21 protein-coding genes are annotated in these 25,176 nt (G+C 72.6%); 9 read left to right on the top strand and 12 right to left on the bottom strand.

Annotation, left to right across the window (positions count from 1 at the left end; translation table 11 throughout):
• Positions 1-7: 7 nt before the first annotated feature.
• From AB0B72_RS00595 to AB0B72_RS00550, 10 genes are all read right to left on the bottom strand, one after another.
• Positions 8-2,839, bottom strand: a complete 2,832-nt coding sequence (locus AB0B72_RS00595) for a BTAD domain-containing putative transcriptional regulator (protein WP_367736121.1) — start codon at positions 2,837-2,839, stop codon at positions 8-10.
• A 4-nt stretch (positions 2,840-2,843) separates the two neighbouring features.
• A complete protein-coding gene (locus AB0B72_RS00590; RefSeq protein WP_367736120.1) occupies positions 2,844-3,269 on the bottom strand; it encodes a flp pilus-assembly TadE/G-like family protein in 426 nt (141 codons plus the stop codon).
• On the bottom strand, positions 3,256-3,639 hold the full coding sequence (locus tag AB0B72_RS00585; RefSeq protein ID WP_367736119.1) for a TadE/TadG family type IV pilus assembly protein: 384 nt from the start codon (positions 3,637-3,639) through the stop codon (positions 3,256-3,258). The genes AB0B72_RS00590 and AB0B72_RS00585 overlap by 14 nt, the downstream gene beginning before the upstream one ends.
• Before the next feature lie 62 nt (positions 3,640-3,701).
• Positions 3,702-4,175, bottom strand: coding sequence for a TadE/TadG family type IV pilus assembly protein (locus tag AB0B72_RS00580; RefSeq protein ID WP_367736118.1), 474 nt, complete (start codon positions 4,173-4,175; stop codon positions 3,702-3,704).
• Positions 4,176-4,197: 22 nt separating this feature from the next.
• Positions 4,198-4,437 (bottom strand): hypothetical protein, encoded by a 240-nt coding sequence (locus tag AB0B72_RS00575; RefSeq protein ID WP_367736117.1) that lies wholly within the window; start codon positions 4,435-4,437, stop codon positions 4,198-4,200.
• Between the two features lie 17 nt (positions 4,438-4,454).
• Entirely contained in the window at positions 4,455-5,372 is a 918-nt protein-coding gene (locus tag AB0B72_RS00570; protein WP_367736116.1) for a type II secretion system F family protein, read from the bottom strand.
• Positions 5,369-6,283 carry a type II secretion system F family protein gene (locus AB0B72_RS00565; RefSeq protein WP_367736115.1) on the bottom strand — a complete coding sequence of 305 codons (915 nt, stop codon included), beginning with the start codon at positions 6,281-6,283 and terminating at the stop codon, positions 5,369-5,371. Before AB0B72_RS00565 ends, AB0B72_RS00570 begins: the two co-directional genes overlap by 4 nt.
• Entirely contained in the window at positions 6,280-7,596 is a 1,317-nt protein-coding gene (locus tag AB0B72_RS00560) for a CpaF family protein (protein WP_367736114.1), read from the bottom strand. The genes AB0B72_RS00565 and AB0B72_RS00560 overlap by 4 nt, the downstream gene beginning before the upstream one ends.
• Positions 7,593-8,387 carry a hypothetical protein gene (locus AB0B72_RS00555; RefSeq protein ID WP_367736113.1) on the bottom strand — a complete coding sequence of 265 codons (795 nt, stop codon included), beginning with the start codon at positions 8,385-8,387 and terminating at the stop codon, positions 7,593-7,595. Before AB0B72_RS00555 ends, AB0B72_RS00560 begins: the two co-directional genes overlap by 4 nt.
• 1 nt (position 8,388) lies before the next feature.
• Positions 8,389-9,288, bottom strand: a complete 900-nt coding sequence (locus AB0B72_RS00550; protein ID WP_367736112.1) for a hypothetical protein — start codon at positions 9,286-9,288, stop codon at positions 8,389-8,391.
• Between the two features lie 231 nt (positions 9,289-9,519).
• Between AB0B72_RS00550 and AB0B72_RS00545 the strand changes: the two genes are divergently transcribed.
• Complete coding sequence (locus AB0B72_RS00545; RefSeq protein WP_367736111.1) at positions 9,520-9,816, top strand: hypothetical protein; 297 nt, start codon at positions 9,520-9,522, stop codon at positions 9,814-9,816.
• A 54-nt stretch (positions 9,817-9,870) separates the two neighbouring features.
• Here the strand turns inward: AB0B72_RS00545 and AB0B72_RS00540 are convergent, their stop codons facing one another.
• Complete coding sequence (locus AB0B72_RS00540) at positions 9,871-10,833, bottom strand: LysR family transcriptional regulator (RefSeq protein ID WP_367736110.1); 963 nt, start codon at positions 10,831-10,833, stop codon at positions 9,871-9,873.
• Positions 10,834-10,941: 108 nt separating this feature from the next.
• Here AB0B72_RS00540 and AB0B72_RS00535 point away from each other — a divergent pair, with 108 nt between their 5' ends.
• From AB0B72_RS00535 to AB0B72_RS00510, 6 genes are all read left to right on the top strand, one after another.
• Entirely contained in the window at positions 10,942-11,781 is an 840-nt protein-coding gene (locus AB0B72_RS00535; RefSeq protein ID WP_367736109.1) for an oxidoreductase, read from the top strand.
• Between the two features lie 144 nt (positions 11,782-11,925).
• A complete protein-coding gene (locus AB0B72_RS00530) occupies positions 11,926-13,746 on the top strand; it encodes a polymorphic toxin type 17 domain-containing protein (RefSeq protein WP_367736108.1) in 1,821 nt (606 codons plus the stop codon).
• Positions 13,743-14,255: a hypothetical protein gene (locus tag AB0B72_RS00525; RefSeq protein WP_367736107.1), complete on the top strand. Its 513-nt coding sequence runs from the start codon at positions 13,743-13,745 to the stop codon at positions 14,253-14,255. Before AB0B72_RS00530 ends, AB0B72_RS00525 begins: the two co-directional genes overlap by 4 nt.
• Positions 14,248-16,152 (top strand): hypothetical protein, encoded by a 1,905-nt coding sequence (locus tag AB0B72_RS00520; RefSeq protein WP_367736106.1) that lies wholly within the window; start codon positions 14,248-14,250, stop codon positions 16,150-16,152. The genes AB0B72_RS00525 and AB0B72_RS00520 overlap by 8 nt, the downstream gene beginning before the upstream one ends.
• 2 nt (positions 16,153-16,154) lie before the next feature.
• Positions 16,155-16,463, top strand: a complete 309-nt coding sequence (locus AB0B72_RS00515) for a hypothetical protein (protein ID WP_367736105.1) — start codon at positions 16,155-16,157, stop codon at positions 16,461-16,463.
• Between the two features lie 393 nt (positions 16,464-16,856).
• Entirely contained in the window at positions 16,857-21,263 is a 4,407-nt protein-coding gene (locus AB0B72_RS00510; RefSeq protein WP_367736104.1) for an FtsK/SpoIIIE domain-containing protein, read from the top strand.
• Positions 21,264-21,373: 110 nt separating this feature from the next.
• Here the strand turns inward: AB0B72_RS00510 and AB0B72_RS00505 are convergent, their stop codons facing one another.
• Positions 21,374-21,646: a WXG100 family type VII secretion target gene (locus tag AB0B72_RS00505; RefSeq protein ID WP_036328258.1), complete on the bottom strand. Its 273-nt coding sequence runs from the start codon at positions 21,644-21,646 to the stop codon at positions 21,374-21,376.
• 185 nt (positions 21,647-21,831) lie between these two features.
• On the opposite strand from AB0B72_RS00505, the gene AB0B72_RS00500 reads away from it, so the two are divergent.
• Positions 21,832-23,577, top strand: coding sequence for a biotin carboxylase N-terminal domain-containing protein (locus tag AB0B72_RS00500; RefSeq protein WP_367736103.1), 1,746 nt, complete (start codon positions 21,832-21,834; stop codon positions 23,575-23,577).
• Positions 23,578-23,702: 125 nt separating this feature from the next.
• Positions 23,703-25,118 carry a hypothetical protein gene (locus tag AB0B72_RS00495; RefSeq protein WP_367736102.1) on the top strand — a complete coding sequence of 472 codons (1,416 nt, stop codon included), beginning with the start codon at positions 23,703-23,705 and terminating at the stop codon, positions 25,116-25,118.
• Positions 25,119-25,176 lie beyond the last annotated feature (58 nt).

The raw sequence follows: 25,176 nt of genomic DNA, 5'->3' as shown, positions 1-25,176 counted from the left end.
GAGGCTCCTATCCGGCGGCCCTGACAGGGGCGGGCAGGAGCTCCTCGATGAGCGCCTCGGTCTCGGGGACCAGCCGGCCCTGATAGCGGGAGGAGGCCGCCCGGCGGCGCAGCGCCGTCACCCAGTGCTGGAGGGCCGCGCCGTCGCCGGTGGCGTGCGCGGCGCGCAGCAGCTCCCGCCAGAGCGCCTCGTCCTCGTCCGACATCCGCATGCCCGACTGCGCGGCGGTCATCGCACCGGGCGCGTCGCCCGCGTCGAGCAGCAGCCGCGCCAGCCGCCGGGCGGCGTCCGACACCCGGGCGGACGCCTCGTAGACCAGGCCGTCGCCCGCGAGCCACAGGTAGCGGCCGGGCGGCCGCCCCTGGAGGAGCGGGCCGCGCACCAGGTCCAGCGCGCGGCTCAGGTGCTCGGTCTCGCGTGCCGGTTCGCGCCGCGCGAGCCGTACGAGCTCGCGGAAGACCAGCCAGTCGACCCGCACCTCCGGGCCGAGGTGGAGGCGCCCCTCCTCGTCGGCGTACAGGTTGGGCCGCCCGGCGCTGTCGGTGCCGAGCCACTGACGCGCCCGGTCCACGGCGGCGTCCCGTACGGAGACCTCCACGCCGCGCGGCCACAGGGCGCCGGCGAGCACCCGGGGATGCACGCCACCCGGATGCGTGGCCAGGTACGCGACCAGCTCGGCGCAGACCGGCAGCCGCTCCTCCTCCAGCGGCCCGGGCGCACGCACCTCGACGGAGCCGAGCACCCGCACCTCGACGGCGGGCCGGAACCCGGGACGGAGCTGAGCGGCGGCGGGACCGGACGGCTCGGGGTCGTCCATCGCCACCTCGTCCCTGCCCAGGCTCCGGAACAGCTCGATCACCTGGGCGTACTGCTGCTCGGGGAGGAGCTGGCCGCGCACGTCCAGCCCCAGCGCGGCGACCGCGGCGCGGCCGTCCGGAGACAGCTCCCACGTCCACGACGCGCCCGGCACCTCGTCCCCCGCCACCAGATAGCCCGAGGCGAGCCGGGTGCCCGTCCTGGCCAGCTCGGCCAGCCGGGCCGCCTGCGCCGCGTCGGGCGGCACGGCGGTGAGCAGGTAGACGGGCATCCAGGCCTCGCCGTACACGCCCCTGCACCGTCCGGTGAGCACGGAGTCGAGGCCGGAGGCCGCCAGCGCCCGGCGGACGTCGTCCGCCTGGGCCTCCAGCTCGGGAAGCGCCTCCTCCAACGTCGCGTACGCCGAGATCCGGTCGGGGGCGATCAGCGACAGCTCCCGGCCGAAGCCGACCAGCACCAGCCGCATGTGGTCCGACCAGCGGTTCGTGGCCAGCTCGACGGCGAGAGCCGCAAGCGCCGCCGCCACGACGTGCGCGCGCCCGCGCAGGTTGATCAGCCCGTGCGCCGCCTCCAGGTCCACCAGGACCCGCCCCGCCTCGCTTGTGCCGAGCGACACCAGGCCCGGGTACGGCGCGAGCACGCCCGGCAGCTCCGGCAGCCGGAGGCCGTCCGCCGCCGTGAGACGCCAGATCCGGCCGCCGTCGAGGGCCGCCCAGGGCGCGGGCGCGTCGCGGTCCGCCGGGTGGATCCACAGGTCGAGATGCGTACGGGCCAGGAACGCGGCGAACACCGTCGGCGGCGTGCGGCCCTGCGCGGCGAGGGCGTGGCTGAGATGGCGCAGCCCCACGTCGAGCAGCCGGGAGCCCTGTGTGTCCGCCCCCAGCATCAGCGCCATCTCGGCGAGCGCGGCGTCGCCCTCGGGGTGTGGGAGACGGCGGCCGAACGCCCTGCTCCACAGCTGCGCCCGCCTGCGGCCGCCCAGCGCGGCCAGCAGCCCGGCGGCGGCCAGCGACGCGGCGGCCAGGAAGTCTGGCCAGGCCGCGGCGATGTCCGCGACCGGCGACTCGTGCACCCGCGGCGTGTCCGGGGTGGCCGGGCGCAGATCCCTGACGTGCTCCCGGATGTCCTGGGTGGTCTCCGGGTCGGCGGCACGGACCGTCTGCTCGGCGTGCCCGCCGTCGGGCGTCGCCACCGGCCCCCGGCCGTCCTCGCCGACCTGGTCGTAATGCGTGTCGCCGTCCAGCTCGACCGGCTTGTCCGGGTGGTGCTCCAGCGTGGCCGGGCGGTCCTCGTCGACCGGCACCACGTGCACGTTGACGGCGTCGTGGGGCATGTCGAGGACCCACCCCGGCCGGATCAGGTCGGCCATCTTCAGGCGGGTGCCGTCCGGCTGCTCCCGATGCTCGTTGAGGTGGTAGATCTCCTTGTAGCGGCGGCCCTCCCCCAGGCACTTCTCCGCGATCTCCCACAGGCTCTCGTGATGACGCCCGTGCGGCGGCTGCACGACGTAGACCTTCTTCGTCTTCTGAACCGGCGCCAGCACCTGCTTCTCCACCGCCGGCGTCCTGTCCTGGACCACCGCCGAGTGCGAGTGCTGCTGCGGCGGCCCCGACGTGAGAGAGCTCGCCACCGGCGCGATGACCGCCGTCGCGGTGAACAGCAGCAGCGCCGCCGTCACCAGCCGGTTCGCGAGCGCCTGCGGCCCCCTCGCGAACGGCACCCTCGCCGGCACCCCCACCTGGCGGATGCCCGCCCACAGCTCCACCAGCACGCAGACGGCCAGCTGCAGCCAGGCCAGCCACACCAGGATCGACAACATGTCGAGGACCGTGCTCAGGCCCACGTCCTGCGTCAGCATGCTGAGGGTGAACCCGCCGTCCGGGATCGGCGAGCGGAACCACTTCACCAGCGCGTACGGCACGCCGGCCAGGAGACCGGCGAGCGCCAGCACCGCCAGCACGCCGAACGCGACGTCCGACGCCGACCGGCCCACCTTCACCTTCGCGGCCTGCCGTGGTGACATGCCGTCAGCCCCCCTGTCCTGTCTTCGGCCCGGCGGTCGCCGTCGCGTCCCGGGTGCCCCCCCGCACGCCGAACGCCGCCAGGAAGTACGCGTCCCAGGGCAGCCGCACCGTCACCACGACATGCTGGTCGTCGGGCACCCGGCAGCCCAGAAGCGCCACCTGGTCGTCCCGGTGCGCCGCCACGATCGCCCTGGCCTTCCCGCACGACGACCCGGTGTCGGCGATCCGCACGTTCCCGGTGCGGAGCAGATAGTCCTCGTCGATGTCCCCCGCGCCCGCACGCGCCGCCTGCTCGGCGATGTCCGCGGCCCGCAGGTAGGAGTTCGTCATCGACGACAGATCCACCAGGATCCCCGCGAGCCCCAGCCCGAGGAACGCGAAACCCACCATGAACACCGACAGCGAGCCCCGCTCCCTATCCCTGGGCATCGATCCTCCTGTACTCCTCAAGCGGCGCCACCGACGTGCTCGTCATGTGCAGGGTCGGCGCGAAGCCGAACCCGCTCACCGCGCTGAGATCCACGTCGCACCCCACCTCCACACGCACGTTCCCGCCCTGCCGCCACGCGCTGCCCGCCAGGCTGACGCTCGGCCCGCCCTTGCAGTCCACCCCGGCCCTGGCCGCCCGCGCCGCCGCCGACTGCGCCGCGCCGAAGTCACGCGTCACCGACGCCGCCCGCGCCGCGTCCCGCGCGGCGCCGTCCACCTCGCCCTTCGCCTCCACGATCCGGGCCGCCCCCACGATGAAGAGCAGGAAAAGCAGGATCACCGGCGCCAGCAACACCGCCTCCACCGCCATCGAGCCGCGTTCATTGCCTCGCCTCCGGCGAGGCGGCTCGGGGCGGCCTGAGGCCGTGGCGCTCATTGGCAGTCTCCGGTGCCGTCGTCGGGACGGAAGCATTCGATGGGGCCTCCCGAACGGGCCGTGATGGTGAACGTCATGCCGGGAAGCAGCGGGATCGCCGCCGTGACGTTGCCGCGCACCGTGACACCCCGCTCGTCGCCCTCCTGCCAGGCCTGGACCGTGGGGTTCTCCAGCACCTTCTTGCCGATGAGAGCCACGCGCTGACGCGCCTGGGTCTCGGCGGCGCGCTGCCAGCCCGCCGACTGCGCCCCCACCCCGGCGGCCCGGGCGACCCGCGCCCCCACACGGGCCGCGCCGTCCGCGATCTGCCGGGCGTGGAAGACCAGCGCGAACTGCACGATCGCCAGCATCGCCACCAGCACGACCGGCATGATCAGGGCGAGCTCGACTGTGGACGCGCCCCCATCGGGCGCGCGCCTGCCACGGCCGGGCCCTCGCGGAGCCCGGCCGTGCGATTCTGAGGCGGGCATGTCGTCGGCCCGGCCGGTCCGCTCAGCCGCCGGTATTGGCCGCCCCGCCGCCGCCGAACTGGCTGGAGATGTCGGCGGACTTCTTGCTCACCAGGCCCTGGATGAGCGTCGCCAACGTGAGCGCGACGCCGGCGATGATGGCCGTGATGATGACCCACTCGACGGCGGAGGCGCCCTTGGACGGCGCCGTCCTCGCCCGGTGCAGGCGATCGCCGAGCAACGCTCGCATATAGAGGACGGCGGGATGTTCCATCGGATTCATCGGCAGTAACTCCTTCATCAGCCCAGCATTTTCATGGCGGCGGGAAAGCTCAGGAACACCAGGAAGCCCGCGCACAGCAGGAGCTGGGCGACGAGCATCGATTGGGAGCGCTCGCCGGCCTGCCCTTCGACCTCGGCGAGCTCCCGGCGGCGCATGGTCTCGGCGCGCGCGGCCAGCGACTGCCTGACCTTGGCGCCGTCCTCGGCGACGAGGCCGAGGGCGGACGACAGGTCCCGCAGCTCGTCGAGATTGACCTCCTCGCCGAGCTGGCCGAGGGCCTGCCATGGCGTGATGCCGATGATCCGCGCGTTCGCCAGCGCGTCACGGATCCGGATCATCGCCCAGCCCTCGCCGAGCGAGGAGGCCATCATGAGCGCCTCCGGCACGCCGCGGCCGCCGGCGAGGTTCATGGCGACCAGGTCGAGGAAGGCGCCCACCGCGTGCCTGAAGTCGCGCCTGCGCGCCGCCGCGTCCCGCTTGATCTGCAGATCCGGCAGCATGAAGAACACCCCGGCGACCAGCAGCGCCGACCACAGCGGGACGGTGAGGCTCACCCCCCAGCCCATCAGGGACAGCCAGGCGGCGAGGATCGGCGCGGCCAGCAGGCCGGAGGCCGCCAGCAGGCACTTGGTCGCCAGGAACCCCTCGAACGACCGCGCGAGCAGGGCAAGGTCCGCCCTCGTCGAGCGGAGCTCCCACCCTCGCGCCGCGTAGAACCTCTGGGCCGACTCGCCGACGCGCCGACGCAGCGGGCTGACGTCCTCGTCCGTCGTCACCAGGCTGACCCGGGACACGCCGCCGCCCTGCCGTACGGCGTCCATGGCGGACAGCCGGGCGGCGATGCCGGGGCGGGCCGGGAACAGCGCGCGCACCAGCGCGAACAAACCGAGCCCCATCAGGGCGCCGGCGAAAAGGGCGGTGGAGACACTGCTCATCGGGCCGGCACCTCCGGAGCGGGCGCGCCGAACGAGTCGGGGACCGTCGCCGGCGCCGCCGTCCTCGCCAGCAGGCGCTCGGGCTTGTCGAACTTGGCGAGCCGCCGCATCCAGGCGAAGCCCGCGCCGAACAGCACCGCCACCACGAGCAGCACGAGCTGACCGAGCAGACCCTGGTATTCGGCGACGTACGACGGGTTGAAGATGATCAGCAGGGCGGCGAAGCCCAGAGAGGCGCCCACGACGATCTGGACACTGCGCCGCGTGGACCGGCGCTCGGCCTCGACCTTGCGGCGTACGTCGAGCTCCTCGCGGGCCGATCCGGCGAGGGCGCCGAGCACCTCGCGCAGACCCGGGCCGCGGAGCTTGGCGTTCAGTACGAGCGCGGCGATGACGAGGTCGGCGGACGGGTCGGCCAGGTCGTCGGCGAAGCGCTGCAGGGCGTCCGGCATCGACATACGCGTGTGCAACCGGTCGACGAGCGCGCGCAGGTGCGGCTGGAGGGTGGGCGCGGCGGCCCGCACCGACGCGGGGATGGCCTGCTCCAAGCCGGCCGCGCCGGCGATCGTGTCGCGGAGGGACTCCGTCCACGCGGCCAGGGCCTCCAGGTTGTGCATCGCCCGCCGTTCCTCGGCGGCGCCGCCCGCCAGCCCGTGCCAGCCGATGACCAGCAACCCGGAGCCGGCCGCGATGACCGGCCACCGGGTGACCACGAGCACCACGGCGGCTGTCAGGGCCGCCCCGCCCAGGCGGACCGACAGCTTCCTGAGCTGCTGCCTGCGCTGCTCGGTACGGCCCGGCGCGGCCGGCCTCGGCTCGACGCCCCTGATGAAGGCCCCGAGGAGGAACATCCCTCCTCCGGCCGCCGCGCCTCCGAGGAGGGCGAGGGTCATCTCGCCGGCGCCGTTCACGACCACGCTCCGTATCCGGGGTCGTAGCCGTAGTGGGAGAGCTCGATCGCGCAGGAGATGGGCGCGTGCGGCATGGCGGCGCCGTCCGGTCCCGGGGCGAACACCTCCGACGACAGCACCCGGCCGTCGACGCCGGTCACCTCGCGGATGCTCGCCACGAAGCGGCGCAGCCGGCCACCCCTGCCGTAGTCGTTGCGCTTCTCGATGAAGATCACGAAGTCGATGGCGCCGGCGATGAGCATGTGGGTCGCGTCGATGGGGAGGCGTTCTTCGGCTTGGAGGGCGTAGGTGGCGATGCGGTTGAAGACCTCCATGCTGGAGTTGGCGTGGATGGTCGACAGCGATCCGTCGTTGCCCTGGGTCATCGCGTTCAGCATGGTGACGATCTCGTCGCCGAGGACCTCGCCGACGATGACGCGGGAGGGGTTCATCCGCAGCGACCGGCGCACCAGCTCGGCCATCGTGATCTCGCCCTGGCCCTCGGAGTTCGGCAGCCGGTGCTCGAAGGCGACCACGTTGGGGTGCAGCTCGGGGAACTGGTCAAGCCCCAGCTCCAGCGCACGCTCCACCGTGATCAGACGCTCGTTCGGCGGGATCTCGTTGGCCAGCGCCCGCAGCAGCGTCGTCTTGCCCGCGTTGGTCGACCCCGCGATCATGATGTTCTTCCGCGCCGCGACGGCGGCCGTGAGGAACCGGCCGATCTCCCGGCTGATGGTCCCGTTGCCCACCAGATCGCTCAGGAAGACCTTGCCGAGCCGGGCGCGGCGGATCGACAGGGACGGCCGTACGGTGACGTCCATGACGGCCGACAGCCGGGAGCCGTCGGGCAGGCGCAGGTCGAGCTGGGGGTTGGCGGTGTCGAACGGCCGCGACGACAACCCCGAGTACGCCGCGAGGATCTGGATGAGCTCGATCAGCTCCTCGTCGGACTCGGCGACCGGATCGGCCATCACCTCGCGCCCGTCGGCGTAGCTGACGAACACGCGGTCGTGGCCGTTGATGTCGATGTTCTCGATCTCGGTGTCGTCGAGCAGCGGCTGGAGACGGCCGACGCCGAACAGCGCGGCGTGGATGCCTCCGGCGAGCGCCTCCTCCTCCTCGGCGGTGGGAGGCGTGCGGCCCACCCCGATCTCGGTGCGCGCGTGCTCCTCCAGCACCTGGGCGATCAGGGCGCGGGCGAACTGCCGCTCGTCCTCCCCCGTCATCGCCGGCACACCACTGGCCTGGTCCAGCCGCCGCTGATGGGCCAGCCGGTCGCCGACCTCCTGCCGGAACCGCTTCACCAGCCCGTGGTCGATCTTCACGGGTCTCATCGGGCGGCCTCCCTGGCGGGCGGGCCGACCGGCCCGGGAACGCGGGCGAGCAGCGTGCCCACGACCTCCCGCGCCGAGCGGATGAGCAGCGTGCGATCGAGCCGCCCGCCCCACTCCCCGCGCAGCAGGTCGGCTCCCTTGACGTCGTAGGCCAGGCCGCCGAGGACGACGTCGGGCAGCCCGGCGCCCTGCATGACCCGCCTGACCTCGGCGAGCGCCCTGCCGTACTCGCGCTGCTCGGCGACCATCACGACGCCGATCTCGGGATGCCTCCGGCCGCGCTCCGCCAGCGCCCGGCCGAGCGTGACGACGCGTTCGCGCAGGTGCGCGACCTGGTCAAGGGTGGGACGCGCGAACAGCACCACCAGGTCCGCCTGGACGAGCAGGTCGAGGATCTCCGGGTTGGACCCGATGCGGCCGCAGTCGGCCAGCACGTCGGCGGGCATGGCCTTCAGCGCCTGGGCGAGGGGGTCCCACAGCCAGGTCAGGCCCGCCGCCTGCTCGGCCCCGTTGATCCCGATCAGCACCTCCAGGCCGCCGACGAGCTGCTGGGTGTGCTCCTGGATCTGCTGCGGCTGCAGCCCCCGCCGGGCGGTGGCGCCCAGACTCAGCAGGCCCCTGGCCGGGTTCAGCGCCCCACCCCCCTGCGCCGGAAGGCGGTAGGCCAGGTCGCCCCCGGCGGTGTCGCACTCCGCGACCAGCACGGCGCGGGGCCACACCGCGCCCAGGGCCGTGGCCGCGGTGGTGACGCCGGGAGCCCCCTTGTCGGCGGCCAGCGCGATCAGCGCCATGTCAGCCCTGCCCGTCCACGAGGCCGCCGGGGGTGCCGCTCACCTTGGGCTTGACCGTGCCCAGCGGGGTGGTCGGCGTGCTGCTCGGCTGCTCGTCCACCGGGGGCGGCGTCGCCACGGGCGTCTTGCGCCGCTTGGTCGGCGTCGGCTGGACGCCGGGGCTCGCGCTCGCCTCCGGCGTGGGGGGAGGCTCGGCCTGGCCCGAGGGGCCCGCCCCCGGGAGGTAGGCCAGCGCGATCCGGCCCGTGGAGGCGTACGCCGCGATCACCGGGGAGACGGTGTCGCTCACGACGACCGCGACGGTGAGGTTGCCGGTGGTGGCGTCGCCGCCGAGCACCGCGTTCACCAGCGCGCTGTGGGCGAGGATCTTGGGCTGGCCCTCGCTGTTCTCCCCCGGCACGTAGATGACCTGGACGCGCTGCCCGGTCTGCAGGCCGGGCGGCACCTGACCGGACTTGAGCGACAGGCCCACGACCGCCCTGCCCGGCACGAGCTCGGCCGAGCTCTCGGAGATCATGTTCTGGTTCAGCAGCGTGCCCGGCACCAGGTCGACCGCGGCGTAGTAGCGGGTGATGTCCTGGGCGGCCGACCAGTACACGAACCCCGGCCCGTCCTCCGCGATCTGCACCTCTCTGAGCGCCGACAGCGGGATGGGCTGCCCGGCTCCGACGCGCTGCCCGATCTCGATCGCCGAGACCCGGTCCCCGCTGCGCAGGACGAGCGTGACGGTGAGCATCGCGCCGCCGACGATGAGCAGCACGGCGAGCGCCGCGAGCGCGGGCTTGCGCTCCCGGGGGGAGACGGGGAGCCGGCGCCCCTGGGCGCCCGGCTTCGACGGCGTCTGATCGGCCAGCCGTTGCGCCTCCGGGCTGCGAAAAGGCGGTGATTCGGTGACCCTCATCAGCGGGGACTCCAAAGTTGAGGACGCTGGTGACAAATCACGACAATAGCGAGATAAAACCGGCGTGGTCACATTAAGCCCGTAGTCAACAACCCCACCAGACGTCTTCCCAGGTCGCAAGGACATCGCAATGTGATGCAAGTTTCAACCTTTACGGTCACGCAATCTGACAAACCGGACAAACTACGCAACTTTCGGTCGGAGCGGCGGTGAGGTGGCTATGCTGCCGCCGTGGCGGAAGTGACCAATCCCCTGCACACCCACCTGACCCAGCTTCTGAGCCGCGTTCAGCGGATCCAGGACGAGCTCACGGCGAAGCTGGACAAGCCCACCCAGAACATGGCCGGAGGCGCGGTGTGGACGAGCAGCACGGCCAAGGACTGGAGTAACCGCCTGTCCAGCCAGTGCAACGCGTACAACGGCGCGGTGAACGGTCTCGACGACGAGCTGGCGGCCATGATCGCGCGCACGCCGCAGAAGTGCTCCCCCGAGGAGGCCAGGATCTGGCGCGCCGAGCTGGGCCGGTAAGGGCGCCGGCCCCGGGGACGCCCGCGCCGCTTTCCGAACCCCGGCCGGTGCCGCCTATCCCGCCTGGGTCAGGTCGGCCGACGCGGCCAGCTCCGTGACCAGCGTGAGCAGGTTGGCGAGCACCGGCTCACGCACATCCGGCGCTCCCCCGCCCTGCCCGCCGGCATCCGGCACGCCACGTACGCGGTCGCCGGGTTCCGGCCGCCACGCCACGACCGTCTCGGCGCGCTCACCGGCGAGGGGCACGAACACCACGCCGGTACGGCGAATGGTCCGGGCCGACCGGGCCAGCCGGGTGACGCCGACACCGGCGGCCACCAGGCCGAGCAGGCCGGGAACGCTCGACGCCCGCTGCTCGACCCGCGGCTCGAAGCCGGCCGCGCGGAACTCCTCGTCGTACTTGCGGTGCCAGGGCGGCCACGACTCACGCGGCGTGAGCACCCACGGCTCACCGGCCAGATCCGCGAGCCGCAGCTCGGCCCGTCCCGCCAGGGGGTGGCCCGCGGGGAGGACCGCGCACACCGGCTCGGTGATCAGAGTCCGCGTCGCCAGGTCGCCGACGAGCGGCGGCCGGGTGAACGCGGCCTCATAGCGCCCCTCCCGCAGGCCGGCCACCAGGTCGCCGATCCCCACGTCGTCGGTGGTCAGCTCCACCTCCGGGAAGCGCTCCCTGAAGGCGCGTACGACCGTGGGCAGCATGTAGTGCGTCGTGCTGCCGAGGAAGGCCAGGCGGAGCCGCCCGATCTCGCCGCGCGCCACCCGGCCGGCCACCGCCACGGCCTCCTCGGCACGCGCCAGGACCGCGCGGGCCTCGGGGAGGAAGACGCGGCCCGCCTCGGAAAGCCGGGTGCCGCGCGTGTCCCGGTCGAACAGCCGCAGGCCCAGTGTCCGTTCGAGCACCGTGATCTGCTGCGACAGCGACTGCTGGGCGACGCGCAGGTCCTCGGCGGCCCGGGTGAAGCTCAGCCGGTCCGCCACGGCGACGAAGTACCGCAGGTGCCGCAGCTCGGGGGTCACAGTCCACGACTGTAACGGCCGGAGGAAGCCGGTGTTGGCCGCGCCGGCCGCACCGGCGGCACAGTGGTCCGCGTCCACAGGGGACACCATCGGAGGGAGGACACGACGATGCCCGAGCGACAGGAACGGGTCTGGCTGATCACAGGCTGCTCGGCGGGGTTCGGCCGTCACCTGGCCCAGGCCGCGCTGGAGGCGGGCGACCGCGTCGTCGCGACGGCGCGCCGCCCCGAGACGCTGGCGGACCTGGCCGCCGCAGGCGGCGACCGGGTGCTGACGGCGGCACTCGACGTCACCGACCCGGCGGCGGCCGACGCCGCGGTGGCACGGGCGCTGGCCGCGTTCGGCCGGATCGACGTGGTCGTGAACAACGCCGGCCACGGATCGGTTGGCGCGGTCGAGGAGCTGGACATGGCCGACCTGCGGGCGCTGATGGAGGTCATGTTCTTCGGGGCGGTCGCCGTCACCAAGGCGGTCCTCCCGCACCTGCGCGAGCGGGGCGGCGGGACGATCGTGCAGATGAGCTCGATGGGCGGGCAGCTCAGCATGCCCGGCTTCGGCGCGTACTGCGCGGCGAAGTTCGCCCTTGAGGGGCTCTCGGAGGCGCTCGCCGCGGAGGTCGCGCCGTTCGGCGTACGGGTCCTGATCGTGGAGCCGGGGGCCTTCCGCACGGAGTTCGGCGGGCACCGCATGCACCGCTCGCGGGAGATCGACGCCTACCGGGTCTCGACCGCCGCGACGCGGGCCGCGGTCGACGGGATGGACGGAACGCAGCCGGGCGACCCGGCCAGGGCGGCGCGGGCGATCGTCGAGGTGCTCGACTCCGGCGACCCTCCGCTGCGGCTCGCGCTCGGCGACGACGCGGTGGACGCCATCCGCGCCCACCACCGGCTGCTGGCGGACGATCTGGAGCGCTGGGAGAAGCTGAGCAGGTCCATGCGCCTCGATTGACCACCGACGACGGGTCTGTGCGTTTTCCGGGGCAGGCGAGCGGATCAAGTGGCTATGCTACGGATGTTTTCCGCCGACCAGGCCGAAGCGGGGGGAGTTCGGCGGGCACGTCGAGGGCCGCGAACGACTGGGGTTTCCGGAGCGATGGCACCACGTGACGACGACGGTCAGGAGTTCGCCGGGATCGATCCCGCGCTCATGCGCGCCATGATCAAGGATCTGGAGAACGCGAAGAGCCTGGTCGAGAGCCGGATTCCGGGGCTGAAGGCGGAGTTCGACAAGGTCGGCCTGTCGACCAAGCCGATCACCACGCTCACCGGGGTCGCCGCCTGGGTCGGCGGCGAGCTGCCCATGCTGAACCGGCGTCAGGGCATGGCCGAGCAGCTCCTCAAGGAGAACGGCCAGTACGGCTTCACCTCGCCGATGGTGCAGACGGAGTGGACGGGCCTGTTCGCGAGCAAGGCCGAGGCGGAGGCGAAGGCCAAGGAGCTGGCCGGCAAGTACCAGCAGCCCGGCGGCTTCCCCGACGACGTCTGGGACCAGATCGTCAAGTACCAGAACGACCCCGACTTCGCCGAGGCGTTCCTCAAGGCGCTCGGCCCGGAGAAGGCCGCCTGGATCGCGGGCCGGCTGCGCACGTGGGGCGAGCAGGGCCACGAGGAGCGGCTCAAGGCGTTCGCCACGCTGATGGGCGTGGCCAGCCACCGGGGCGTTATCGACGACGCCTGGCTGGAGAAGTTCACCACCAGCGGACAGGGCCCCGACCTCTACACGGTCGCCGCGCTGATCCAGTACGGCGTGTGGGACACGAAGACCCTGGTGAACATCGGCAACCGGGCACTGAAGGGCAGCCAGCTCGGCGGCGGGAACGTGCTCACCGCCCAGATCCTCGACGGGATCTCGCACAACCCCCTGGCCGCGCACCAGCTCTACAGCGAGAACTTCGACCTGATCAACAACATGGCGTACGGCAAGCTGCCGGGCTGGACCAACACCACCAACCCCAAGCTGGGCGACCCGCTGGGCGCGTTCATGAAGGCCGCCACCGTGGACGCGGCCGAGGTCTTCGAGCGCAGCCGGCCTCCCGGCGACCAGAGCTGGGTCAACCCGGCCGACCAGCTCGCCCTGCGGCTGTTCCAGACCGTGGGCGCCCACCCGGGTGAGCGCTTCGCCTTCCCCGGGGTCGAGAACGCGTTCGTCGACGTCGTCCAGCGGTTCTTCAAGGGCACCTACACCGAGGACCTGCTGCCCGAAGGCGGCATGACCTGGTACGACGCGGCGCAGCTGTGCGCCGACCTGGCCGGGATCTTCGACCCGACGCCGATCTCTGACGGCGTGTCCGGCCTGATGGCGCTCGGGCAGGGCGACTGGAAGGGCGCGCTGCTGTCGGCGGCCGCGATGATCCCCTACTTCGGGGACGCCGCCGCCAAGCCGATCCAGACCTTCCTGAAGCTGATCAAGGTCTACCCCGCGCTCAAGATCTTCTTCAAGGTGCCCGACGACGCGCTCGGCGACCTGACCAAGCTGCAGCAGTACGTCGAGGCGATCACCAAGGGTTTCGAGGACCTGAAGAACACCGTCAAGGTCGTGCTCAAGAACAACCCGGGCAAGCTGCTCGACGCCCTCGGCGTGGTCAACCGGCTGCACACCGACGCCGAGAAGCTGTACGCCCGGTACCCGAGGTGGGCGGAGAAGGCCAAGAGCCTCAACCTCCCGACCGACGGCCCGGTGCCGTTCGTCCCGCCGAAGAACTGGAATCCCAGGAATCCGCAGAAGGACGTACTGAACGGCCGCGAGGGCTTCGTGGACGCCTATGGCAACGTGTGGCACAAGGGCCCCGGCCGCGGCGGCCAGCCGTACGAGTGGGACGTGCAGGTGAAGGGCCAGGGCGGGATCTCCACCCTGACCGGCGACGGGAGCCACCTCAACGTCGAATGGGGAACGGGAAGGGTCACGCACGGATGAGCAGGCGAGTCAACGTCACGGTGATCGCGCGCGCGGACGGGCCGGCCGCGACGGCGGCCGTGCTCGACCAGGTGCTGTCCGCGCTGGAGGCGCCGGGGGCCGGCCGCGGGAAGCCGGAGCGGTACGACAAGTTCCCCGGCTGCTGGCTGAACGCGGCGGTCGTGGGCGAGCTGCCCGGTGACGACGCCCAGGACGTGGTGGCCCGGCTCGCGGCCCGGCTGCCCCTGACCGGCTGGCACTTCAGCGGCGACGAGGACGCCGCCGACGCCGTATGGGACGCGGACCGCGCCGCCACCCAGGCCGGGGAGGACGACGGCGTCCCGGGGGCCAGGTGGATCCTGATCGAGGCCGCCCATCCGCCTGGCGACGAGCCGGCGCAGGTGGAGGACCTGACCCCCCTCGCCACCGGTGACCTGACGGAGGAGGAGAAGGCCGACATCGTGGCCTTCCTGACCGAGATCGCCGCCGACGGCACAGGCGCCGAAGGCGGGCCCAGACCCCATGGGTGAGTTCGTCGGCCTCGAACCCGGGGGCGCCCGCGCGTTGTGCACCACGATGGGCACCGTGCTCTCCCAGGTGTCCACGATCAAGGCCGCGCTCGCCGAGGGCATCGGCCAGGCCGGCACGGACTACCCCGCGGCGGCCGGGGGCGCCGAGGCGCTGAACCGGTCGGGATCCTTCCTGACCGACGCGCAGCGCGACCTGAAGTGGCGGATCCAGACGATCACCTCGGTGCCCGGCAACACCGTCGGGGCCGGGGGCTTCCGCTCGGCCACCTTCGTCTTCGACACCCCTGACCAGGCGCGCAACGCCGGAGCAGAGGCGGGCAAGAAGCTCAAAGAGGCCTACGACGCCTACGACAGGGCGCGGGACGCAGACACCCGGGACAAGCTCATGGAGGCGCTCAAGGCGGCGAACGCGACAGGCGACCCGGAGTACGCCGCCGGCTTCCTGAACGGGCTCACCCCCGCCGCCGCACACGGGGTCTTCTCGCTGGTGCTCGACAGCGACAAGAACCCCCAGGGCGTCGGGCTCACCCCTGAGGATCTGGAGCGCTTCAAGACCGACCTGGGGCCGCTGATCCAGGCGTTCACCACAGCGGACGCCGCGGGCCTGGCCCCCTCCCTGCACAAGCTCCTGGTGGAGAGCGGCGGCCCGGACCTCCTCACGGCGTTGCTGGCGGCGGCGCCGCAGTCGAGACAGTTCCTGCTGGACACGGGGCAGTACCTGCTGTCGGCGACCACCTCCGTGCCGGGCGGCGACAACTGGCGGCTGCACTGGTTCCTGCAGGCGCTCACAGCCGACCCCGAGGCGCTCCAGCAGCTCCTCGCCAAGGACCCGAAGAACGCCGAGCTTCTCCTGCAGCCGGCCGTCAGCGGCGACCACGCCTCCCCGGGGGTCCACGCTCTGCTGGTCAAGGCGCTCCAGAGCGCGATCGCGCCCGGCACCGGAACCGACGCCCAGCGGCGTGCCGCGTTCTTCAACGTCGCCCGGGTGTACGGCGGCGAGGCGGGATGGCACACGCTGTCGAGGGATCCCGAACTCAAGCAAGTCTTCGTGACCGCCCTCGAGCGAGAGCTCAACGATCCGGAGAAAGGCAAGGCGGCCTTCCAAGAGATCGCGGACATCTTCGCCCACGGCGGCAAGCCGCCTGCGATCCTCAACGACGATCAGGTCAACCACATCTTCACCGAGCACCTGGGGAAGTACCTGCCCGAGCTGTCCCGGCTCCAGGCCTGGCGGCACGACCCGGCCCTGGCCACGCTCAACCCCGGAGGCGACTGGGGCAGGCTGGACGAGAAGGAGCTGGGGAACCTGTTCGCCGGCGTCTTCCAGCGCAAGGAGGGCCGCGACGCCGTCGTGGCCGCCTTCACGACCTACCTCGGCACACTCGACGTCGGCGGGGGCAACCTCAACGACCCCTCGGACCGGGAGAAGTTCACCCTCGCGATGGCCGAGGCCGCCGGCATCGGCGGGCTGATGGTCAGCGGCGTCCACGCGCTCGACATGAGCGCCGAGGACAAGCGCAAGCTCGCCGTGCAGCTGGCCCTCATGCCGGTGGACTTCACCATCGGCAAGATCGTCGAGCCGGTGCCCGGCGAGATCCACGGCCTCGGAATGAGCAAGCTCGAAGACCTGATCACCAAGGACCTCGACAAGGACGACGGAGGATGGCTGAGCGGCCTTCCCGTCATCGGCGGCTTGTTCAATCACGGCAACGACAACGGGGAGGCGAGCGACCTCGCCAAGTCGCTCGCGCAGGAGCAGATCGACCACTTCAAGCAGCGCCTCGCCGACGCCGGGAAGCCGCCGCTGAGCCAGGCGGACGAGGTCATGCTGCTCAACGCGGTCCAGGGCCTCTACTTCGAACCGATCATCGACGCGCTGAAGGACAGAGGAGGCTGACCGTGGCCGAGCCCCGCGACGAAACCGGCCCGAGCAAGGCCTCGCTGCTGCATCAGGCGGAGGACAAGGAGCGCCTGGCGACGCGCTTCGACAGCTGGGCCCAGCAGCTCAGCGGCCTCCTGGACGGCGTCTCGGTGACCGCCAAGGGCGCCGCCGTCTGGACGGGCCCCGCGGCCGACCGGTTCAGCGGCGGCGTGCGGGAGCGCAGGGCGGAGACCGGCGCCCTGTCCGAGAGCTGCCGGACGGCCGCCGCCAACTTGCGCCGCTCGGCCGCGAAGCTGCGTGAGGACGCCAAGAAGGCCGCTCACTGAGCCCCCAACTGAGCCCCCAATTGAGCCCCCAATTGAGCCCCCAGGTGTGCCGTTCATCCCGCCTTCGGTCAGGTCGGCCGACGCGGCCACCTCCGTGACCAGCGCGAGCAGGTGCCACCCCGGCGACTCCACCGAACGCCGGGATCACGTTGGCTATGCTACGGATGTTTCCGATCAAACCGGGCTGACCGGCTCACCAGACGCGCGGGCCGGGGAGATCGGCGCCGGGTACGGCCCGTTCACGGATGCCGGCGACACGCAGGGCGGCACCGGGAGCGGACCCAAGGGCGGACCCAAGGGGGGACTCGGACGCCGCGGGAGCCATGACAGCGGAAGCGCCGCTGGAGACAGCCCCCGCCAGGGCGCGGCGTCCTCGACCTAGGAAGAGGCGAAGTGCGCATCTCTCTCACCGCGCTGACCGGCGACGGCCCGACGGACGTGATCGCCAGCGGCGACGACCGCACGACGGTCGGCGGCCTGGCGGAGGCGCTCGCCCGCTCCCTCACCGTGCCGGGCCAGCGGCTCGCCGAGGTCGTCCCCCATCCACGCTGGGGCGAGGGCCGCATCCCCGCCCGGGTGGACATGTGGGCCAACGGCCGGCGGCTCGACCCGGCCGTCCCGGTCGGCGCCGCCCTGCGGGACGGCGACCTGGTGACGCTCGACTCGGCGGCGGCCGCCGCCACCTGGCGCAGCGAGCCGAGCGGCATCGTGGAGATCCGGGTCTGCGGCGGGCCGTCCGCCGGGTCGGTCCACCGGCTCGGGTTCGGCACGTCCGGGCTGGGAGCCGCCGCCACCGTCGCCGTCGACGACCCGCTGCTGCCCCCGGTCGCGGTCCACGTGCACGTGTCCGCCCACGAGACCCTGGTGGAGCCCGTGGCGGGGGCGGCGGCCCCCACTCTCGACGGCCGTCCGCTCACCGAGGCCCGGCCGTGGCCCGAGGGCGGGGTGCTGATCGCCGGGGCGTCGGTCTTCACGCTCCGGGTCCCCGAGAAACCCGACGCCCACCTGACGCCGCTGCCGGACGGCGGGCTCGCCTACAACCGGCCGCCCCGGCTGGCCGGGCCGTCGCGTACGCGCACCGTCGAGGTGCCCGTGGAGCCGTCGCGTCCGGACCACCACCGGTTGCAGCTGCTTTCCACCCTCATCTTCGCCGTCGGCGGCGTCGTCATGGCGATCGCGTTCCATCAGCCGCTCTTCCTGCTCATGGCCCTGCTCACCCCGCTGTCGATGGTCGGGCAGTGGTGGAGCGACCGCCGGTACGGCAAGAAGCGGCACCGCCAGGCGCTCAAGGAGTACCGCGAGAAGAAGGCCGCCTTCGCGGGCGAGCTCGACCGGCTGACCCGGGTCGATCAGGCCGAGCGCAGGGCCGAGTTCCCCGACCCGGCCGAGGTGCTGCTCACCGCGACCGGCCCGCGCCGCCGCCTGTGGGAGCGCCGGGCCCACGACGCCGACACCCTTCACCTGCGCGTCGGCCTCGCCGACCAGCCCGCCAACATCGAGCTGGTGGCCGAGCGGGGCATGGGAGCCTCGGCCAAGGAGCTGCCCGAGATCCCCATGTCGCACGCGGTGCCCGTGACCCTGCCCCTCCCCCAGCTCGGCGTGGTGGGCGTGACCGGCTCCCGCCCGGCGTCCCGGGCGCTGGCCCGCTGGCTCGTGGCCCAAGCCGCGGCCCTCCACAGCCCGCGTGACCTTGCCATCGTCGTGCTCTCGGCCGACCCCGAGGCCGCGAGCAGCTGGAGCTGGGTGCGCTGGCTGCCGCACTGCGCCCCGCACGACGGCGAGGACTGCGTCGCGCTCGTCGGGGCCGACCCGGAGTCCGCGGGCCGCAGGGTCACCGAGCTCGTCAACAAGATCAACGAACGCCGGGCCGGACGGCAGGACGCCGCCTTCGGCGACTCGCCGCAGGGCTACGCCAGCTCCCTGCCGTACAACGTCCTGGTGGTCCTGGACGGCGCGCGGATGCTGCGCGGCCTGCCCGGGATGCCGCAGGTGCTCCAGCTCGGCCCGACCGCCGGGGTCTACGCCATCTGTGTGGACGACGACCAGCGGCTGCTGCCCGAGGAGTGCGCGGCCGTGGCCGTCTGCGACTACGAGCGCCCTTGGCTCGTACGGCTGCGCGGCGGCGGCCTCGACCTGCCCGGCGACGTGATCGGGGACCAGGTCACGCTCGGCTGGTGCGACCGCATGGCCAGGGCGATGGCCGCCGTCAGGGACGTCAGCAGGCAGGACGCCGACTCCGCCATCCCGGGCTCGGCCCGGCTGCTCGACCTGCTGGGCATGCCGGACCCGCGGCCCGAGCAGATCGAGGCGTTCTGGCGCCGGGGGCGGACCACGAAGGTGCCGATCGGCGTCGGCTCCGACGGGCCGTTCCTCGTGGACCTGCGCCTGGACGGCCCGCACGGCCTGGTGGCCGGCACGACCGGCGCGGGCAAGTCGGAGCTGCTCCAGTCGCTCATCGCGTCGCTGGCGGTGGCCAACCGGCCGGACGAGATGACGTTCGTGCTGATCGACTACAAGGGCGGCAGCGCCTTCAAGGACTGCGCCAAGCTGCCGCACACGGTCGGCATGGTCAGCGACCTCGACGGCCATCTCACCGAGCGCGCCCTGGAGTCCCTCGCCGCCGAGCTGAAGCGGCGCGAGCACCTGCTGCTGCGGGCCGACGCCAAGGACGTCGAGGACTACAACGACCTGCGCGACCGCGGCGAAGATCTCGAACCCATGCCGAGGCTCCTGCTGGTCATCGACGAGTTCGCGGCGATGGTCCAGGAGTTGCCCGACTTCGTGGTCGGGCTGGTCGACATCGCCCGACGGGGCCGTTCACTCGGCGTCCACCTGATCCTCGCCACCCAGCGCCCCGCCGGCGTGGTCACCCCCGACATCGCGGCCAACACGAACCTTCGGATCGCGCTGCGCGTCACCAGCGGCGCCGAGTCGAGCGACGTGATCAACTCCCCCGCCGCCGCGTCGATCTCCAAGTCCACCCCCGGACGTTGCTACGTCCGTTCCGGCGCCTCGTCGCTGCACGCCGTGCAGTCGGCCCGCATCGGGGGGCGGCGGCCCGGGACCGGCCCCGCGAAGGCGGAGCCGGTCCAGGTGCTCCCGCTCACCTGGCCGCGGCTCGGCCTGCCCCTGCCCGCCGCAGGCGACGACGGCGAGGAGTCGACGATGGTCACCGACCTCGCCGTCCTCGTGGACACGATCGGTCAGGCGGCCAGGGCGCTCGGCGCCGAGCGGCAGCGCAGCCCGTGGCTGCCGCCGCTGCCCGACACGCTCACCCTCGACACGCTGCCGGCGGAGGACTGGACACGCCTGCCGTTCGGGCTCGCGGACATCCCCTCGCTGCAGCAGCGGGCCGCCGAGTGCTACGACCTGGCCGCCGGCGGCCACCTGCTGGTGAGCGGCGCGAGCCGGACCGGCAGATCCACCGTCCTGCGGGCGATCGCCGGGGCCGTCGGCCGGTACGCCGACCCGCGCGACGTCCACCTCTACGCCGTCGACTGCGGCAACAACGCCCTGCTCCCGCTGGTCGGGCTCCCCCACACGGGCGCCGTCGTCGGCCGCGACTCGCCCGACCGGCTGGGCCGGCTCACCGACCGTCTGCTCGACGAGATCACCCGCCGCCAGCAGCTCCTCGCGGCCCAGGGCTTCGCCGACGTGGCCGAGCAGCGGGCGGGCTCGGACCGGCCCCTGCCGTACCTGCTGGTGCTGTTCGACCGGTGGGAGGGCTTCATGGCGGCCTTCGAGTCGTACGACAACGGCACGCTGATCGACAAGTGGCTGCAGATCCTCCAGGAAGGCGCCGGGGCGGGCGTCAAGATCGTGATGACGGGCGACCGGTCGACGCTGGTCGGCCGGATCTCCACGCAGTTCGACGACCGGCTCGTGCTCAAGCTCACCGACCCGATCGACTACTCCTACGCCGGGATCAAGGCCAAGGACGTGCCGGTGCACTTCCCCCCGGGACGCGGTTTCCGCGCCGCCACCGGCATCCGGGAGGTGCAGGTGGCCCTGCTCGCCGACGATCCCGCCGGCACGGCGCAGGTGGCCGCCCTGCACGAGATCGCCCGTACGGCACGGGCACGCGCGGGCGACCTCCCCCGGGCGGCACGGCCCTTCCGGGTGGACGCGCTGCCGCCCGTCCTCGACCTGGCGGAGGCCGTCGCCCTGATCGACGAACCGCTCCCCGCGGACGCCGTCCTGTTCGGCGTGGGCGGCGACACGCTCGGAGCGCGCTACTTCAAGGCCGAGGAGCACGGCCCGGGCATCGTCGTCGGCGGCCCCCCGAAGAGCGGGCGCAGCACGGCCCTGTGCACGATGCTGACCTGGCTGCTCGACCGGTCGTACGAAGCCGTGATCATCACGCCCCGGCGCAGCCCCCTGCGCGACTTCGCGGGACGCCCCGGCGTGCGGGGCTCGTTCACGGCCGACTCGACGCCCGAGGAGGTCAAGGCGGCGATCGGCGAGGGCCGCCACGTGCTGATGATCGACGACCTGGAGCTGCTGGGAGGCGACAGCGAGCTGGCGGAGTGGGTGACCGAGCACGTCGCCGAGCTGCGCGACACGGGGTCGCTGGTGATCGGCGCGGGCAGCGCCGACGATCTGGACTCCATGTACCGGGGGCCGGTCGTGGCGATGAAGAAGTCCCGCTGCGGCCTGCTGCTGCGCCCGAGCTCACCGGGCCAGGGAGACCTGCTCGGCGTACGGCTCCCGCGCAGCGTCGCCGGCGGCACGGGACCGGCCGGGCGGGGCCTGCTCGTGCTCGGCGGCGCCTGGGAGCAGATCCAGGTCGCCCGGCCCTGACGTCAGGGCCTGCCCGGATGAGGCGGGCGACACCCGCGGGGCGTGTGCGAGGTGGCAGAAAAAAGAGGGGGTCGCGGCCGTCAGGCCGGACCCCCTCGTGACTCCACGGATCAGGAGCCGGTGGCGGCGGCGATCGCCTCGCGATTCTTCTTGATCCCGTCCTGAGCCTCGATGAGGGTCTGCTGGACGTTCTCAAAGGTCTTCTTGTAGCCCTCCCACGCGTCGAGGAACTTCTGAGCGTTGGGGCCGGACCAGGAGGCCGGAATCTTCTTGGCCTCGGCGTCCAGGGCCTTCTGGACGGAGATCACCGCGTCGGACTGCGTGCGGAAGGTCTGGGCCATCTTGTCCATGTCGGGCAGGATTCCGCCGACCTTGTCACCCATCCTATTTCCCCTTTCGTCCCTCTTGTCTCATGGTCAACCGCGTCCACGATAACGACGGGGGCCCCTATAGGGGGCATTTCGGCGAATTTAACGGGTCCTAATCTCCGGGGGTGGTCATGTCGGACGGTGGGCTCCCGCTTACACTCCAGGAAGGCTCGCCAGCCCTTGAGGAAGGAAAGAAGCCGGTGCAGAAGATTCTGATCGCCAACCGGGGCGAGATCGCCGTCCGGATCGCACGGGCCTGCCAGGACGCCGGGCTGACGAGCGTCGCGGTCTACGCGGACCAGGATCTGGACGCCCTCCATGTGCGGGTGGCCGACGAGGCGCACGCGCTGGGCGGGCAGAGCCCCGCGGACACCTATCTCAACATCGGCAAACTCCTCGCCGTCGCGCGGCAGACCGGCGCGGACGCCGTTCACCCCGGATACGGATTCCTGTCGGAGAACGCCGACTTCGCGCGGGCCGTCGAGGACGCGGGCCTGATCTGGATCGGCCCGCCGCCGGCGGCGATCATCGCGCTCGGCGACAAGGTCCAGGCCCGGCACATCGCCCAGCGCGTCGGCGCGCCGCTCGTGGCCGGCACGGCCGACCCCGTCTCCGGGGTCGACGAGGTGATCGCCTTCGCCGACGAGCACGGGCTGCCGGTCGCCATCAAGGCGGCGTTCGGCGGCGGCGGCCGCGGCCTCAAGGTCGCCAGGACGCGCGAGGAGATCCCCGGCCTCTACGAATCGGCCGTACGCGAGGCCGTGACGGCCTTCGGACGAGGGGAGTGCTTCGTCGAGCGCTATCTCGACCGCCCCCGCCACGTCGAGACGCAGTGCCTGGCCGACACGCACGGCAACGTCGTGGTGGTCAGCACCCGCGACTGCTCGCTCCAGCGGCGGCACCAGAAGCTCGTGGAGGAGGCGCCGGCGCCGTTCCTGTCCGGCGAGCAGCGCGAGCTGCTGTACTCGTCGTCCAAGGCGATCCTGCGCGAGGCCGGCTACGTCGGCGCGGGCACCTGCGAGTTCCTCGTCGGCCAGGACGGCACGATCTCCTTCCTGGAGGTCAACACCCGGCTCCAGGTCGAGCACCCGGTCACCGAGGAGGTCGCCGGCGTCGACCTGGTACGCGAGATGTTCCGCATCGCCGAGGGCGAGGCCCTGGGCTACGACGACCCCGTGCTCCGCGGCCACTCCATCGAGTTCCGGATCAACGCGGAGGACCCGGGCCGGGGCTTCCTGCCCGCACCGGGGACGATCACGTCGATGCGCGTCCCCGCGGGCCCCGGCGTACGGCTGGACGCCGGCTACGAGACCGGCATGAGCGTCCCGCAGGCGTTCGACTCGCTGGTGGCGAAGCTGATCGTGACCGGCGCGTCCCGCAGGCAGGCCCTGGAGCGGTCGCGGCGGGCGCTGGCCGAGTTCGAGATCGATGGAATGCCGACCGTGCTGCCGTTCCACCGGGCCGTCGTGGACGACCCCGCCTTCACCGGCGAGCCGTTCTCGATCCACACCCGCTGGATCGAGACCGAGTTCGCCAACGAGATCCCGCCGTACGAGGGGGACGTCGACGGGGGCGTGCCCGCCGAGCGGGAGCGCATCACCGTCGAGGTCGGCGGCAAGCGCCTGGAGGTCGTGCTCCCCGCCGGGCTCGGCGCGGCGAGCCGTCCGGCTGAGACGAGGAAGGCGCCCAGGCGCGCCGGGTCCAACGGCGCCAGGAAGGCGGCGGGCGGCGACTCGCTCGTCAGCCCCATGCAGGGCACGATCGTCAAGGTCGTCGCGGCGGAGGGCGACACGGTCGCGGCGGGGGACACGATCGTGGTGCTGGAGGCGATGAAGATGGAGCAGCCGCTCACGGCCCACAAGGCGGGCACGCTGACCGGCCTGGCCGCCGCCGTGGGCCAGACCGTCACCGCCGGCGCGGTGATCTGCGAGATCAAGGACGCCTGAGCCCGCCCTTCGTCCACAGGCGGATGCGAGCGCGGTTGCGGCGCGGCCAGACGGGATACGGTGGCTGTGCAGAGGAACAATCACGCATCGCCGTTCGTCCTGAAGGGCGAAGGAGGCTTGAAGCCGTGACCATCAACAAACCGCTGGGCCGCGTGGGAGCCGCCGTGGCGACGCTGCTCGTCGGCCTGTGCGCCCTGTTCGCCCTTTCGCCGTCCGCCCTCGCGGCGGCCCCTCCGGACCCGAACACGGTCCTGGCGTCCTGGCACGGCGGCGACCCGCTGTTCGTCCAGAGCGGCTCATCCCTGTCGCGGGATCAGCAGTCGGGCATCCGCGACGCAGTCGAAGGCGCGAACACCAAGATCTACGTCGTAGCCCTCCCTGACGGGACGATCACGTCCGGCCAGCAGGCGGGCGCGTACATCACCGAGCTCGGCAAGGCGCTGACCAACGCGGGCCGGTCGGCGGCGACCGTCGCCGTGCTCGACGGCACCAACCTGTTCGCGGGGTCGAGCGCGCTCGGGAAGAACTCTCAGGGAGCCGCCGGGCAGCTCGCCAATCTCGCGGTGGCCAACAACCCGCGCGACCCCGTCGCAGGCATGCAGGACTTCGTGAGCCGGGTCGACAAATTCGCGGCCGGAGACCGGAAGGGCGCCCTGGGGAAGGGCAGCCAGGGCGGCTCAGGCGGCGGATCCGGTGTACTGATCGGCATTCTGGGCATCGCGGTGCTGGGAGGTGCCGGTTTGTGGATCTTCGCTCGCCGCAGCAAGCGCAAGCGTGAGGAGAAGGCGGCAGCCGAGCTCGCCGCCGTCAAGCAGACGGTCGAGGAGGACGTCACGAAGTTCGGTGAGGAGATCACCGCGCTCGACATGGACGTCAGGATGCTCCCGCAGTCGGAGACGACCACCGACTGGCAGCGCGCGCTCGACTCCTACGAGCGGGCCAAGACCGAGCTCGCGGCGGCCAAGCGCCCCGACGACCTCCGGAACGTCACCTCGTCGCTGGAGGACGGCCGTTACGCCCTGGCATGCGTCAAGGCGCGGGTGAACAACCAGCCGTTGCCCGAGCGGCTGGCCCCGTGCTTCTTCAACCCGCAGCACGGCCCGTCGGTCCGCAACGTCCGCTGGGCCCCGCCCGGCGGCGCGGTGCGCGACGTGCCCGCGTGCGCCGCGGACGCCGAGGCCGTCGAGCGCGGCTTCGACCCGCAGATGCGCGAGGTCGTGGTCAACGGCCACCGCCGGCCCTACTGGGACGCCGGCCCGGCCTACCAGCCCTACGCCTACGGCTACTACGGCGGCTTCGGCGGCGGCGACCTGCTGACCGGCATGCTCGTCGGCACGATGCTCGGCAACGCCTTCGGCGGCGGCTGGGGCGGATACGGCGGCTACGGCGCCGGATACGAATCCGGCTACCAGGAAGGAATCGACGCCGGCGGCGGGGACTTCGGTGGCGGCGGCGACTTCGGAGGGGACTTCGGCGGCGGAGGCGGCGACTGGGGCGGCGGCGACTTCGGCGGAGGGGACTTCGGCGGCGGCGACTGGTAGACCGCCCCGGCGGCCTCCACGGCCCCAGGACAACGGCATGGTTTCCGGCCTCGTGGCC

The sequence above is a fragment of the Microbispora sp. NPDC049125 genome (genome assembly GCF_040802045.1).
GTDB lineage: Bacteria > Actinomycetota > Actinomycetes > Streptosporangiales > Streptosporangiaceae > Microbispora.
Note: the sequence above shows the minus strand (reverse complement) of the source record. Positions and strands in the feature narration are given on the sequence as shown.

Bases quoted from the DNA above. Each gene is read 5' to 3' on its own strand.
- AB0B72_RS00595 (WP_367736121.1), bottom strand. From the start codon at position 2,839: ATGTCACCACGGCAGGCCGCGAAGGTGAAGGTGGGCCGGTCGGCGTCG.
- AB0B72_RS00590 (WP_367736120.1), bottom strand. From the start codon at position 3,269: ATGCCCAGGGATAGGGAGCGGGGCTCGCTGTCGGTGTTCATGGTGGGT.
- AB0B72_RS00585 (WP_367736119.1), bottom strand. From the start codon at position 3,639: ATGGCGGTGGAGGCGGTGTTGCTGGCGCCGGTGATCCTGCTTTTCCTG.
- AB0B72_RS00580 (WP_367736118.1), bottom strand. From the start codon at position 4,175: ATGCCCGCCTCAGAATCGCACGGCCGGGCTCCGCGAGGGCCCGGCCGT.
- AB0B72_RS00575 (WP_367736117.1), bottom strand. From the start codon at position 4,437: ATGAATCCGATGGAACATCCCGCCGTCCTCTATATGCGAGCGTTGCTC.
- AB0B72_RS00570 (WP_367736116.1), bottom strand. From the start codon at position 5,372: ATGAGCAGTGTCTCCACCGCCCTTTTCGCCGGCGCCCTGATGGGGCTC.
- AB0B72_RS00560 (WP_367736114.1), bottom strand. From the start codon at position 7,596: ATGAGACCCGTGAAGATCGACCACGGGCTGGTGAAGCGGTTCCGGCAG.
- AB0B72_RS00555 (WP_367736113.1), bottom strand. From the start codon at position 8,387: ATGGCGCTGATCGCGCTGGCCGCCGACAAGGGGGCTCCCGGCGTCACC.
- AB0B72_RS00550 (WP_367736112.1), bottom strand. From the start codon at position 9,288: ATGAGGGTCACCGAATCACCGCCTTTTCGCAGCCCGGAGGCGCAACGG.
- AB0B72_RS00535 (WP_367736109.1), top strand. From the start codon at position 10,942: ATGCCCGAGCGACAGGAACGGGTCTGGCTGATCACAGGCTGCTCGGCG.
- AB0B72_RS00530 (WP_367736108.1), top strand. From the start codon at position 11,926: ATGGCACCACGTGACGACGACGGTCAGGAGTTCGCCGGGATCGATCCC.
- AB0B72_RS00525 (WP_367736107.1), top strand. From the start codon at position 13,743: ATGAGCAGGCGAGTCAACGTCACGGTGATCGCGCGCGCGGACGGGCCG.
- AB0B72_RS00520 (WP_367736106.1), top strand. From the start codon at position 14,248: ATGGGTGAGTTCGTCGGCCTCGAACCCGGGGGCGCCCGCGCGTTGTGC.
- AB0B72_RS00505 (WP_036328258.1), bottom strand. From the start codon at position 21,646: ATGGGTGACAAGGTCGGCGGAATCCTGCCCGACATGGACAAGATGGCC.